General features: G+C 46.8%; 8 protein-coding genes, 1 tRNA gene and 1 rRNA gene (1 of these 10 running past the window's edge). 9 read left to right on the top strand and 1 reads right to left on the bottom strand.

Annotation, left to right across the window (positions count from 1 at the left end):
• The 5 genes from GT575_RS08375 to GT575_RS08355 form a co-directional block, all read left to right on the top strand.
• Positions 1 to 1,375: ribosomal RNA gene (locus GT575_RS08375) — 23S ribosomal RNA — on the top strand; it begins 1,506 nt to the left of the window's first position.
• A gap of 354 nt (positions 1,376 to 1,729) precedes the next feature.
• Positions 1,730 to 1,800 (top strand) — tRNA-Trp (locus GT575_RS08370).
• 301 nt (positions 1,801 to 2,101) lie between these two features.
• On the top strand, positions 2,102 to 3,214 hold the full coding sequence (locus GT575_RS08365; RefSeq protein ID WP_022216227.1) for a metallophosphoesterase family protein: 1,113 nt from the start codon (positions 2,102 to 2,104) through the stop codon (positions 3,212 to 3,214).
• A 2-nt stretch (positions 3,215 to 3,216) separates the two neighbouring features.
• Entirely contained in the window at positions 3,217 to 4,890 is a 1,674-nt protein-coding gene (locus GT575_RS08360) for an ATP-binding protein (protein WP_161171862.1), read from the top strand.
• A 27-nt stretch (positions 4,891 to 4,917) separates the two neighbouring features.
• The gene (locus GT575_RS08355; RefSeq protein WP_161171861.1) at positions 4,918 to 7,365 is read left to right on the top strand and encodes a hypothetical protein; all 2,448 of its coding nucleotides are present in this window, start codon (positions 4,918 to 4,920) and stop codon (positions 7,363 to 7,365) included.
• A 218-nt stretch (positions 7,366 to 7,583) separates the two neighbouring features.
• Here the strand turns inward: GT575_RS08355 and abc-f are convergent, their stop codons facing one another.
• On the bottom strand, positions 7,584 to 9,521 hold the full coding sequence (gene abc-f / locus GT575_RS08350; protein WP_161171860.1) for a ribosomal protection-like ABC-F family protein: 1,938 nt from the start codon (positions 9,519 to 9,521) through the stop codon (positions 7,584 to 7,586).
• Between the two features lie 238 nt (positions 9,522 to 9,759).
• Between abc-f and GT575_RS08345 the strand changes: the two genes are divergently transcribed.
• From GT575_RS08345 to GT575_RS08330, 4 genes are read left to right on the top strand one after another with little or no spacing between them, the layout of a single operon-like run.
• Positions 9,760 to 11,556: a hypothetical protein gene (locus GT575_RS08345; protein WP_022216223.1), complete on the top strand. Its 1,797-nt coding sequence runs from the start codon at positions 9,760 to 9,762 to the stop codon at positions 11,554 to 11,556.
• 18 nt (positions 11,557 to 11,574) lie between these two features.
• Positions 11,575 to 12,624 carry an FAD:protein FMN transferase gene (locus GT575_RS08340; protein WP_022216222.1) on the top strand — a complete coding sequence of 350 codons (1,050 nt, stop codon included), beginning with the start codon at positions 11,575 to 11,577 and terminating at the stop codon, positions 12,622 to 12,624.
• Between the two features lie 9 nt (positions 12,625 to 12,633).
• Positions 12,634 to 13,002: a NusG domain II-containing protein gene (locus tag GT575_RS08335; RefSeq protein ID WP_022216221.1), complete on the top strand. Its 369-nt coding sequence runs from the start codon at positions 12,634 to 12,636 to the stop codon at positions 13,000 to 13,002.
• Positions 12,992 to 13,549, top strand: a complete 558-nt coding sequence (locus tag GT575_RS08330) for a Gx transporter family protein (protein ID WP_022216220.1) — start codon at positions 12,992 to 12,994, stop codon at positions 13,547 to 13,549. Before GT575_RS08335 ends, GT575_RS08330 begins: the two co-directional genes overlap by 11 nt.
• Positions 13,550 to 13,597 lie beyond the last annotated feature (48 nt).

Here is a 13,597-nt window from a genome sequence, read left to right as displayed (position 1 = left end):
ATGCAGGCAAAACCGCATGAAAAATGTAAAGCGTTATGTGGATCGAACATTAGTAGAGAAGCGTGTGAGCCAGCTGCCAAGAAAAGCCGCTATTGTTTCATAAGTACCCGTACCGTAAACCGACACAGGTGGATGAGGAGAGAATCCTAAGGCCGGCGGGAGAAGTGTTGTTAAGGAACTCGGCAAAATGACTCCGTAACTTCGGGAGAAGGAGTGCCACAGAGATGTGGCCGCAGAGAAATGGCCCAAGCAACTGTTTAGCAAAAACACAGGTCTATGCAAAACCGAAAGGTGAGGTATATGGGCTGACGCCTGCCCGGTGCTGGAAGGTTAAGAGGAGAGGTTAGAGCAATCGAAGCTTTGAATTTAAGCCCCAGTAAACGGCGGCCGTAACTATAACGGTCCTAAGGTAGCGAAATTCCTTGTCGGGTAAGTTCCGACCCGCACGAAAGGCGTAATGATTTGGGCACTGTCTCAACAACACACCCGGTGAAATTGAAATACCAGTGAAGATGCTGGTTACCTGCGCCAGGACGGAAAGACCCCATGGAGCTTTACTCCAGTTTGATACTGGGATTCGGTACTGTCTGTACAGGATAGGTGGGAGGCTAGGAAATGGTGACGCCAGTTGCCATGGAGCCAACCTTGGGATACCACCCTTACAGTACTGGGTTTCTAACCTGCAGCCGTAACCCGGCTGGGGGACAATGTCTGACGGGGAGTTTGACTGGGGCGGTCGCCTCCGAAAGAGTATCGGAGGCGCTCAAAGGTTCCCTCAGAACGGTTGGAAACCGTTCGAAGAGTGCAAAGGCAGAAGGGAGCTTGACTGCGACACCGACGGGTGGAGCAGATACGAAAGTAGGACTTAGTGATCCGGTGGTATAAAGTGGGATTGCCATCGCTCAACGGATAAAAGCTACCCTGGGGATAACAGGCTTATCACTCCCAAGAGTTCACATCGACGGAGTGGTTTGGCACCTCGATGTCGGCTCATCGCATCCTGGAGCTGTAGCAGGTTCCAAGGGTTGGGCTGTTCGCCCATTAAAGCGGTACGCGAGCTGGGTTCAGAACGTCGTGAGACAGTTCGGTCCCTATCCGGCGTGGGCGTAGGATATTTGAGAGGAGCTGTCCTTAGTACGAGAGGACCGGGATGGACAAACCTCTGGTGTATCTGTTGTTTTACCAAAGGCATGGCAGAGTAGCCAAGTTTGGCAGGGATAAACGCTGAAGGCATCTAAGCGTGAAGCCCCCCTCAAGATAAGATATCCCATCTTCGGAGTAAGACCCCTTGAAGACTACAAGGTTGATAGGCTTCAGGTGTAAGTGTGGTAACGCACTCAGCTGAGAAGTACTAATAGGTCGAGGACTTATCCTTAGAGGTTTCTAAGAGATAAGCTTTNGTATCTGTTGTTTTACCAAAGGCATGGCAGAGTAGCCAAGTTTGGCAGGGATAAACGCTGAAGGCATCTAAGCGTGAAGCCCCCCTCAAGATAAGATATCCCATCTTCGGAGTAAGACCCCTTGAAGACTACAAGGTTGATAGGCTTTGTGTGTAAGTGCGGTAACGCACTCAGCTGAGAAGTACTAATAGGTCGAGGACTTATCCTTAGAGGTTTCTAAGAGATAAGCTTTAGAAGATACCTCTTTCTGTGTGAAATTCTGAAGGTACAGAATAAAAAGTACCAGGAAAATTTAACGCTGCAGCAGGTGTTAAATTTTTTCTGTATATAGGGGATTGGTCAAATGGTATGATAGGAGTCTCCAAAACTTTTGGTGGGAGTTCGATTCTCTCATCCCCTGCTAGACAGGCGTCAGAAACCTTGTAAAACCAAGGCTTCTGGCGTTTTTTGTTTGTGAAAAAACAAAATCCGTAATAATTACGGAACGAAAATCAAGGAGCAATATACTTCATGTATGAACTTAAGAGACAGTTTTCTACTGTTGAATACAGAGAGAAAACACATGTGTATCAGACAGGAGGTATATGATATGATGTATACAGGGTCCGCGGCATATGCCGTGGACTTTATTCTTTATGAGCAAATTTTTACGTATTATGTTAATATAGAAAAAGAATAGAGATGACTGAGGTTGAGGAACTATGAGAATAATACACTGTGCGGATATCCATCTTGATTCAGCCCTGAGTGCACATCTTGGAAGAGAAAGAGCCAGAGGCAGAAGAAATGAGATACTTAACACATTCAGGAAAATATTCGGGTATGCTGCAGAGAATGACGTGCAGGCGGTAATAATAGCGGGAGATCTCTTTGATTCAGAGACAGTGTCTGCCACGACGATAAATGTTGTTCTGGGGGAGATAGCGAAGTATGCTGACATAGATGTGTTCTATCTGAGGGGAAATCATGACCCGGATGAAAGCTTATTTGCGGGGCGGAGACTCCCAGAGAATCTGTATTTATTCGGAGATGAGTGGACGCAGTATCAGCTTAAGGGATCACGTATAGTGATCGCGGGCGCTGTGCTGAATGACGAAAACTGCAACAGCATATATGATGAACTCGAACTGGATGAGAACGATATAAATATTGTCACACTCCACGGACAGGAGCAGGAATATGGCAGGGCTCGCAACATGAATGATGTATGCCTGAAGAAACTCAGGGGAAGAGGCATAGATTATCTGGCACTGGGACATGTGCACGGAAGAAAGCTGGAAAGCCTTGATCGCAGGGGATTCTACTGCTATCCGGGATGTCTGGAGGGCAGGGGCTTTGACGAGTGTGGTGAGCACGGCTTTATGGTGCTTGATGTGGATGAGAGGAGGCATACGGTTGAGACCGAATTTGTGTCATTTGCCTATAGAAGGCTGTTCGATGTGGAAGTGGACGTGACAGGGGCAGAGTCAAGCTCTGATGCGGCGGACATGATCGCAGACAGACTGTATCAGGAACTGCCGGGGACCATGGAAGATGAGTCCAGGGACATGGTGAGGGTATCCCTCACAGGCGCGGTAAATGTTGAGAGCGAGATAAACACGGATTATCTGACTAAGCAGTTTCAGGATTCGTTCTATTATATGGAGATCTTGGATCACACGGATTTTCAGGTGGATTACATGAGGTATGTGAATGATGCGTCCCTCAAGGGCGAATTCGTGAGGAAGGTCATGAGGCAGGATATGAGTGAAAATGACAAGGCATATGTGATCCAGACAGGACTCAGGGCTCTTTCGGGCGAGGAGATATTTTAAGTATGAGATTGATATCTTGTTATATAGATGGATTTGGCAAATTGAATAACATGGAAGTCCAGTTCGAGGATGGGATAAATACATTTGTCCAGGATAATGGCTGGGGCAAGTCGACTCTTGCTGCTTTTATCCGGGTCATGCTGTATGGCTTCGACGGTGAGACGAAGAGAAATGACATTGAGAATGAAAGAAAAAGATATCGTCCGTGGTCGGGGGCTGCCTATGGCGGAGAACTGGTATTTGAGAGCAGGGGCAGAAACTACAGGGTTCAGAGGACATTTGGCGCGAAGAAGAGCGATGACAAATGCGTGATATACGACGAGGCGACTCATGCTGTGACAGGAATGTTCACGGATAAGCTTGGGGAGGAGCTGTTTCATGTGGATTCTGCGTCATTTGTGAGAAGTATGTACATAGGGCAGGATGACTGCCGGACCTGGGCGACGGATGGGATAAGTGCTAAGCTTGGTAATATCGCTGACAGCACGGATGATATAAGCAATTATGAGAATGCCAGACAGATACTGAAGAATGTTATAAACAGGCAGTCGCCAACCAAGCGGACGGGGGAACTGTACAGGAGAAAATATGAGCTTGATGGGATGCGTGAGCAGGTCAGGGAGCTTGATGGAATAGACAGAAGTATAAATGAGCTGAATAAAAATATCCGTGAGATAGAAATGCAGAATCAGAACCGGATGAGGCGGCAGAGACAGAAAGCCGTTGTAAAGCATGAACTGTTGAAGCCGGAATCAGCGAAGCTAGAGGCAGATAATGCAGAAAGACTAGAAAGCATTGGAAGTAGCGTAAATAATAAAAAACGTGGCAGTAAATATATCATGACAGGATTTTGTGCGTTGATCGCAGCACTTTTATCTCTGGGAATGTGGAAATTTATGCTTGGAATAGAAGAACCTGACGATATGGCTATGATTATATTTGTTGTATGTGCAGGTATGTTTTGTGTACTCGGAATCTACTACATTATACGCGGGATAAATGAAAAGATCAGGCACAGGAAGAATAAGGTGGAAGAGCCGGGGGATGCCGCTGATGATACCAGATCGGACGGATCAGATGATATATATACAGCCGATGACGAATCCGATATGGATGAGGAGATGTCGGTCTATATGGCAGAAAACATGAGACTTGGCGAGTATGCCAGGGAACTGGCGGAGTTCAAGCTTCGAAGACAGGAGATAGCTGCTGTGAAGGCATCGTTGGCGGATAAGAAAAAGGCTTTGGAAGACGATCTGCACAGATACGAGCTCAACGTAAAGGCGTACGAGCTGCTGGGGGAGGCCAGGGATACATTTGCAGTGGGACATTCGGTGCCGGTCATGGAGGCATTTGACAGGTATTATGAGTGCGTTACAGGAGAGCATGCAGGAAATGTACAGGCGGCCCCGGATATGACAATCAGGTACAGAGAGCAGGGAATGTACAGGGATTCTCAGACCTTGAGCTCGGGACTGGCGGATATCCTCGGAGTGTGTGTAAGAGTTGCAATAGTGGACAGCATGTATCAGGATGAAAAGCCGATGCTCATAATGGATGATCCATTTGTCAATCTTGATGACAGAAATATGGCGGGAGCGAAGAAATTTGTGGGGAAAATATCGGAAAAATATCAGATATTGTATTTCACATGCAGCCAAAATCGTGTACTATAGATACATAATAAATACTCAGGAGGAAGTATGTTGCGAACAATAAGGAAGGGATTGTATAAGTCGAATAACGTAAGATTTCTTGCTCTGCTCATCGCTGTGGCATTTGTTCTGCTGACGGAGATGGCGTGTGTGGGGAACATGACGGCCAAAGCGGAGACTGCAGGGGATGTGGCTGCATCTGTATATGCGGATACGGAGGCTCCGGGGGTGGCGACGCCTACCAGCGTGGTGGAGAAAACAGCACTTAAGATGAACAGCAGTACATACGTGTTTACGAACTCCACCGATGGCATGTTCAGACTCAGCTTTGCGGAGGGCGAGAGTTACTTCATTGGTTCAGGTGAGGACAGTGATACACTTATCACATATGCACTGATAAGATATAACTCCAAGTTTTATCTTGTCGCAGCGGATGACAGCGATGCAAATGTGCAGTATAACGGAAGCTACACAGACACCAGCTTTGAGATGCTGAAGTCAGCGAATTATAATTCTTCAAGCAGATATGTCAACATGAGCGTTAAGAGCGGCAATACCATAGAGCTCAAAAAGTTTACATTTGCCAGGGACTATTCTGTAGCTCTGACAGGATATTACAATGGAGTGTATTATAGCGAGGGCAGTCCGGCGACAGGACTGTTCACAAGATCCGGGTACTGTGATTACTTTGTGAGTGGCAAGGCTGTTGTGGGAGATGGCTGGTACAAATATGGCAGCAGTTCACCGGCAGGGGAGCTTGTTGACGCGGATATATCCGGAAGCATGTCTGGAAATGATGTGAAGTATATCCAGCTTTTTGATGGGCATGTTGTGAGCGCTTATCACGGCAATTATTTTTACAGCTATAATGGAACAGTCAGGATCACCGTCAAGAATAAGGCGATCATGGTAAATAATATAAAAGTCCTGTTTGACAAGAATGGAAATGCATACAAGGGACTCAGAACAGAAAATTCCAGAGTGTACTACTACGAAGCGGGTATTCCGGTCAAGAACGTGGTGAAGCAGTTTGGAGAAGACTATTATTACTTTGGAAGTGACGGCGCTGCGGTGAGATCGACCTGGATCACATCAGGAAACTGCGTGTATTATTTTGCGGTGGACGGTAAGGCTGTAAGGCGGATGCAGTCGGGAAGACTGTACCAGTATTCGTCGGGGAAATGGACCAGTACGGCAACCGGTGTATACGAGGTAAACAGAAGATATTATTACTTTGTGAACGGTGCGAAGAGCAACGTCACGAAGTGGTATGAGATCTCAAGGGATAAGAAGTATTACATAAGAAACGGAGAGGCAACCTATTTTGTACAGGTGGACGGCATAAGATACAGATGTCAGAAGGTGGCGAGCGAGGGCGGCTGGACGGCTGCGGTGAATGCGTGGATACCTTCATTTGGACATGTTGTGCTCCACACGGACAGCACGGGAATATCTGATGCGATATATTACAGATCGACACATACTATATCTGGATATGCAGACACGTACAGAGTATTCTCGAATAACAGATGGATAGTAAAGAAGAATTCTGTGGTGAGACTGCAGGACAACTGCAGTTACTTTGGTAAAACAGGTAAGGCTGTCAGAACAAAGGGCTGGCAGACGATTAGTGATTACAGTGCGGCTTATGTAGGCGATGAGGGAACTGTAACTGAATATGTGTATTATGACGAGAGTACAGGATATTCCGAGTACAGAAGTGGCAAGCTGCTCAACGACAAGTCTGAGGGTCTTAAGAACGCCAAGATCAACAACAAGAAGGTGTATTATTTCAGCGATGCAAATGGACGCTGCAGTAAACTCACGAAGATAGTAGTGGGTGATGTGGAGTATGAATTTGACAGTTGGGGAAGATGCTTCAAGACAGATTCGATAAGCTGGGATTTTGATGAATGGATGAAGAGGGTTGTCAATGAATATCTGGGCAAGACAGGAATCTACTGCAATGTATTTGTGGCAAATGCGCTTAGATACGCAGGCAGCAGCACTCCGGGAAGTGATATGTCAGTCAAGTACACTGACTTTGCAAATGGCGGATTCGTGATCAGTTCATCAAATATATGCTCAGACTGGGCACTCCGCAAGGTCATCGCCAAGGCGATTCTGGCGCAGAATGGAAGCTGGGGTGAGGCGACGGATTACGAGCTCACAGCGGACAGGGAGGACTTCTCATACGATGTGCTCCTGCCTGGTGATATAGTTGTCTACTATACGAATGGAGAGCCGACCCATGTCGGAATCTATTTTGGAAAGTTCTCTTCAGCGACTGCACTTAAGCAGTATCTGAGAAAGCTTGGAGTTCCGGCTTCGGCATGTGAGGCATATGTGCATGACTGGGGTTCTAACAGCGGAAATAAGCCTGAATACTGGATCATTCAGGGTGGAATGGGCAGCAGCGATCAGGTCTATATAAGCAATTCTGCATATGATCTGTCGGGACAGTATGCCATGAAGATAATTCATGTGAGACATTAGAATGTAGAGAGATTGACATAAATGTACAGGGAACTGTGCATGAGACATGTATGAACAATAGATGTACAGGAGACTGTGCATGATAACAAAGAAAACACCATATATGAATACGGTGAGTGGATACCTTATATGGATCCTCTTTGCTGTAGTCGTATATGGTGTTTTTGGTATTTGTTGATATAGTTAAGCCTGCAGGTTTGACATGAGCGATTCCGCCATCAGTCCTCCTCGGACAGTTCCTCCCATTTCGTGTAGAGCTCGTTGAGTTCTGTGTCGGCTTCGTTCCTCTGCTTTGTGAGGTCGTTCAGCAGACCGACATTTGTGGCGTTCTCAGGAAGAAGAAACTGTTCATCGATCTCTGCGATCCTGTTCTCAAGTTCCTCGATGGATGCCTCAAGCTTCTTCAGGTCATTTGCCTTCTTGCGCTGCCTTGCCGCCTCAGCTTTGCTTTCCTGCCATGAGAGCTTGGCCTGTGAGACAGCGGGAGCGGTCTGGGCCGGTGCGTCAGAGACTCCGCTTATTGGAGTGAATGGACTTCCTAAATCTGTGGAATACGTTCTGTGGGTCTCGTAGTAATCGTAATTGCCTATATAGCTTGTGAGCTGTTTGTCCCTTAACTCGATGATCCTTGTGGCCGTCTGGTTGATGAAGTATCTGTCGTGGGATACATACAGGACAGTGCCGGTGTAGTTCCTTATGGCATTCTCCAGTATCTCTTTTGATGTGATATCCAGGTGGTTCGTCGGCTCATCCAGAATAAGAAAGTTGGCGGAAGAGAGCATCAGTTTGGCAAGGGACACACGTCCACGCTCGCCACCTGACAGATCCTGTATCCTCTTGAACACGTCCTCACCTGTGAAGAGGAATGCCGCAAGGACATTACGGATTCTGGTGTTGGACAGATCAGGGTAGGCGTCGCTTATCTCATCGAATATGGTGTTGGACATCGTGAGTACCTGATGTTCCTGATCGTAGTAACCGATCTTGACGCGTGATCCAAGTATGATAGCTCCGGCATCTTTGGATACAAGCCTGTTGATCATCTTCAGTATGGTTGTCTTTCCGGTTCCATTTCCACCTATCAGGGCGACGTGTTCGCCACGTTTGATATCCATATCTATTCCTGAGAACAGATTATTGTCGCCAAATGATTTGGAGAGTCCTTCGATCGTAAGAACATCCTCGCCGCTTAAGACATTTGGCTCAAGAGTGATCCTCATCTCGGATGCAACCTCGGTTGGCTTGTCGAGACGTTCTATACGTGAGAGCATCTTCTCACGGCTCTCTGCACGTTTGATGGACTTCTCACGGTTGAACTGCTTGAGCTTCGTGATGACCTCTTCCTGATGCTTGATCTCCTGTTGCTGGTTGAGATATGCCTTCATCATGTTCTCACGGATCTCTGCACGCTTTTGTGCGAAGTAGGTGTAGTTGCCATTGTATACCTGGCTGTGGCCATTGTCGAGCTCGACTATCTTGGTCACGATCTTGTCAAGGAAATAACGGTCGTGGGAGACGATGATGACGCTTCCCTGGTAGGATGACAGGAAGCCCTCAAGCCATGAGATGGATTCCATGTCCAGATGGTTTGTCGGCTCATCGAGGATGATGATATCCGGCTTCACCATGAGGAGTCTGCCGAGTGCAAGTCTTGTCCTCTGGCCACCGGACAGAGAGTCCGTGTGGCGGTCATAATCCTCCTTGGAGAAACCTAGTCCTTTGAGAACTCCATTTGCCTCGCTCTCACAGCTATAGCCGTTCTTATATTCGAATTCGTGGGTGTAGCGGTTGTAGAGCTCCAAAGATTTCTCAAGCTCCTCACCGGACTGCTCAGCCATAGTGTGTTCAAGTTCGCGCATCCTGTTCTGAAGCTCAAGGATAGGCTTTAGTGCATCCATCATGACTCCGCGGACAGTGGTGTTGTAATTGCTCTCCTGATACTGGGACAGATAACCGATTGTCCTGTCCTTTGACACTATGACCTGACCGGAGTCAGCACTTTCCTCACCCATTATTATCTTGAGAAGAGTGGTCTTGCCGGCGCCGTTTATGCCGACTATAGCCATTTTCTCCTTTTCCTCAAGATGAAAAGAAATATTGTCCAATATAACATCTGTGCCAAATGCTTTGCAGATGTTCTGACAGTCTAAAATCATAATTTAACCTCTCATTTGTGTTCTAGCCTTTTAATTATATATACAAGCCTTTACTTTCGCAAGAAAATGGAGTGGATTTTATACTATAAGGGTGGAATTGCACTGTTTTTTATAAAATGTTCATATTATTTTAAGCAAAATACACAATTATTGTGATATACTAGATAAAGATATGCGTGGATATAGGAAAGACGCCGCAGGGCGGATTGATATATAATTACAGAAAAGGAATGATGGAATGGATTATAGCATCTATGACTATAATAGTGACGAGAAGCTTCTTCAGGAACAGGAGATAGAGGAGATCAACAATGTGAAGATGAGTCTGCTCAACACTCTTGTCACGAAGCTGAACAATGCGGGAATATATTTTAACAGTACATCGAGAATCAAGTCAGAATCGTCACTTCTGCACAAGCTGGAGACTGGTAAATACTCCATGCAGGAAGGTGGAAGAAAGATTCAGGATATCATAGGTATACGAATCAACCTGTTCTATCTGGAGGACATGGATATATGTGAGAAGATACTTGAGGAGACGTTTCTTCTGGACAATTGGTCCAAGACGAAGAATGAGGAGAACAAATTTGAGGCACAGAAATGTAACGGTGTGTTCAGGATACCGAGCAAATATCTGCGAAACATACCTGCAAGTGTGTGGAACAAGCCATTTGATCAGACATTTGAGGTACAGCTCAGGACGGTGCTCTTCGAGGGTTGGCATGAGATAGAGCATGAGATGAGATATAAGTATAAGCTGGGTTCTGATTCCAAGGAGACCGATCTGTGGACTGGACATGAGGATCTGTCCAGAGTCATGAACAGTATCATAGCCAATCTGGAGCTGTGCGACTGGTCTATCATGCAGATTTTCAATAGTATTCACGACTCACAGTACAAGGAGAAGAACTGGGAGAATGCCATAAGAAGCAAATACAGGCTCAGGATCACGCAGGATCCGCTTAAGCCTGAGCTCAGGGAATATCTGGACAACAATCCGGATATCGTGGCGCAGTTCCACACTGTGAGCAAGCGCGAACTGGTTGATATACTGCTCAACAAGAAGTATCACAAGGAGCTGACTCCTGACAGAGTTATTTATCTGATCAACAAGGAGATAGTCCACAACGAGTATATATCAAGGCTGCTTGACAAGGAGCAGTTCGTTCCAGCGGTCAGACCAGAGGTGAAGACTGAGATAAAGCCTATGGTTCCGAATGTTGTGTACAGCCACAGGGTAGGAATACCTGCGGCGGGTTATGACAAGGCGTGTGAGATCATATACAAATGGGTCAGAGAGCACATCAGTATGGTGTTCCCACAGATGCCCGAGGAACTCACGAGTGTGGATTATTCCACCATAGGATATAAGGTATATATAACATATGAGGCCGGTGAGTTTCATATGGATTTCCAGCACATAAGCAATTCAGAGGCTGGTGTTATATGGCATGTGACAGTGGATATGGTGAGTGCCGGGGATATATATGATGTGAATGTGGAGAACATATGTGAGACCATCAACGTCAAGGAGAGAAGATACAGCAGGCCAAAGTTCATGAAGGATATGTTCAATCAGGTTGGCTTTGTAGACGCCGGGATAGTCATGGAGGAGGGATCAAGCCCTGAGGAGATCAGCTATGACAAGCTGAATGCGATTGTTGAGAGCCCTGACAGATATATGCCGATCATAGTCATAGTGAAGCCGGATGAGATACCGGACTGGGCGATAGACTGTGATGGATATATACTCAGAACGGATATGCTGAAGAAGACCCTCAACGGTTTGTGTCATGTATATCTGTGCAGTGGAGACTGCAAGAAGCGCTACGAGGAGGAGTACGGTAAGGAATCCGTGGATGGTGGAGTTATGATGTGGGAGAAGAACAGTAACTACCCGATATTCTACTCCATGGATATCATCAACCAGAGCTTCTTCGAGGAGGTAAACCACAGCATCAATGAGAATGTGGAGTACGAGAAATCCTTCAGATATTCGCTGAGAGAACAGGTTCACGATGAATATCTGAAATAACACAGAGGTAGGCAGACCATGAAGAAATGGTACAGGATAGCAGCCGTAGTGGTTGTCATGGTGGCTGTGATTGCTATGGTCATCATATCAGGCGTGAGACGGTCAGGTGAAAGTGAATATACAAGGAACACGATCACCATGGGAACGGCTGCGTCATTTACAGTGTATGGAAGCCATGGCAGTGAGAATATAGACGGGATGCTGAAGCTCATAGACAGCCTGGACAAGGATGTGCTGTCATGGCGCTCAGCGGACTCTGAGATATACAGGGTGAACAACACATATAAGCCTGATGAGGATATCACGGTGAGCAGCGGACTTGCGGGTGTGCTGAAGCAGACGCTTGACATATCGAGGGCTCATGACGATCTGTTGGATATCACCATACGGCCTTTGGCGGATGTGTGGGGGATAGAAGATGGCAGGACAGAGATTCCATCACAGGCGGATATAGACAGTGCACTGAGGCTGGTGGATGTGTCAAAGGTAAGTGTGGATGGCGATACGTTAAGGATATCAGAGCCTGGCATGATGCTTGATCTGGGAGCAGTCGGCAAGGGATATGGCTGCGACATGGCAGCAGAGTATCTCAAGGGTACTGATGCGGCCGGTGCATGTGTGGCCCTGGGCGGAAGTATAGTTGTGTACGGAAGCAAGCCTGATGGTACAGCCTGGAAGGTCGGTGTCAAGGATCCGAGAGCCGGAGAGGGAACGACCATGGGTGTCATAAGCTTTGGCGATGGGGAGACGGCATTTGTATCCACATCGGGAGATTATGAAAAGTATTTTGAGCAGGATGGCAGGAGATACCACCACATACTTGATCCCCGGACTGGATATCCGGCATGGAATGGCACTATAGCGGCCACGGTAGTGTGTGATAACGGACTGACCAGTGACGCCTTGTCTACACTGTGTATGCTGATGGATAAGGATAAGGCTATGAAGACCATTCAGGAGTATGGTGCGGAGGCCGTCATCATAGATGAGGATAAGAATGTGTATGTCAGTGAAGGCCTGAAGGACCGATTCACCATAACGGCAGAAGACTATAAATTGGCAGAGTGATGTGAAGATATGGCAGGATGGTTTAGAAAAAAAGATCTGATATTGTGTGGAGTCCTTTTAGTAGCGGGAATTATATGCTGGCTTGTCATGCGGCTTGTGCTTCCGACGGGCAATACCGCGGATGTGTATATAGATGACAAACTGGTGCAGACCATAGACATGACAGTCGACGATACCTATGAGTTCAACACGGACAGGGGCAGCAACACTGTTGTGGTTGAATCTGGGAAGATCAGTGTCGGTGATGCGGACTGCCCGGATAAGGTGTGCGTGAATATGGGCTGGAAGAGCAGGAGAGGAGAGACTATAACCTGTCTTCCGCACAAGCTTGTCATAGAGATACAAGGTGGCAGGGAAAGAGATATAGATGTGCAGTAGAGATAAAAATGATCAGAAAAGTTCAGAGACGGCGGTGGATAGAATGCATGGCTGGAGTACAAAAAGGATCACATACACAGGTATGTTCGTGGCCATAGCCATGGTATTTTCCTATCTTGAATCCATGATCCCGGTGAATATAGCTGTTCCGGGAATCAAGCTGGGACTTGCAAATATGGTCACCATAGTTGTCATGTACAGGCTGAGGATATCAGATGCGTGGATAGTGTCACTGGTGAGAGTGGTGCTGTCATCGCTGTTGTTTGGCAATATGACGGTTATGGTATACAGCATGGCGGGAGCGGTGTTGTCACTTCTGGTCATGACGCTTTGCAGGAAAAAGGATCTGTTTGGTCTCCTTGGAACGAGCATACTGGGCGGAGTGAGCCACAACGCAGGGCAGATAGCAATGGCAGCACTTCTCATGAAGAGTGGCAATATCATGTTGTATATGCCGGTGCTGTGCATATCGGGAACTATAGCCGGTGTGTGCATAGGGCTGGCGGGGGCTGTGCTTGTCAGAAAGCTTCCGTCCATAGAATATTAGAATGATATCCGAATGAATTTATAAATGATCACATGTAAGATACAGAAA

This window comes from Coprococcus sp. BIOML-A2, assembly GCF_009875795.1.
GTDB lineage: Bacteria > Bacillota > Clostridia > Lachnospirales > Lachnospiraceae > Coprococcus > Coprococcus aceti.
Note: the sequence above shows the minus strand (reverse complement) of the source record. Positions and strands in the feature narration are given on the sequence as shown.

Coding starts and splice junctions, on each gene's coding strand:
- GT575_RS08365 (WP_022216227.1), top strand. CDS start 2,102: ATGAGAATAATACACTGTGCGGATATCCATCTTGATTCAGCCCTGAGT.
- GT575_RS08360 (WP_161171862.1), top strand. CDS start 3,217: ATGAGATTGATATCTTGTTATATAGATGGATTTGGCAAATTGAATAAC.
- GT575_RS08355 (WP_161171861.1), top strand. CDS start 4,918: ATGTTGCGAACAATAAGGAAGGGATTGTATAAGTCGAATAACGTAAGA.
- abc-f (WP_161171860.1), bottom strand. CDS start 9,521: ATGATTTTAGACTGTCAGAACATCTGCAAAGCATTTGGCACAGATGTT.
- GT575_RS08345 (WP_022216223.1), top strand. CDS start 9,760: ATGGATTATAGCATCTATGACTATAATAGTGACGAGAAGCTTCTTCAG.
- GT575_RS08340 (WP_022216222.1), top strand. CDS start 11,575: ATGAAGAAATGGTACAGGATAGCAGCCGTAGTGGTTGTCATGGTGGCT.
- GT575_RS08335 (WP_022216221.1), top strand. CDS start 12,634: ATGGCAGGATGGTTTAGAAAAAAAGATCTGATATTGTGTGGAGTCCTT.
- GT575_RS08330 (WP_022216220.1), top strand. CDS start 12,992: ATGTGCAGTAGAGATAAAAATGATCAGAAAAGTTCAGAGACGGCGGTG.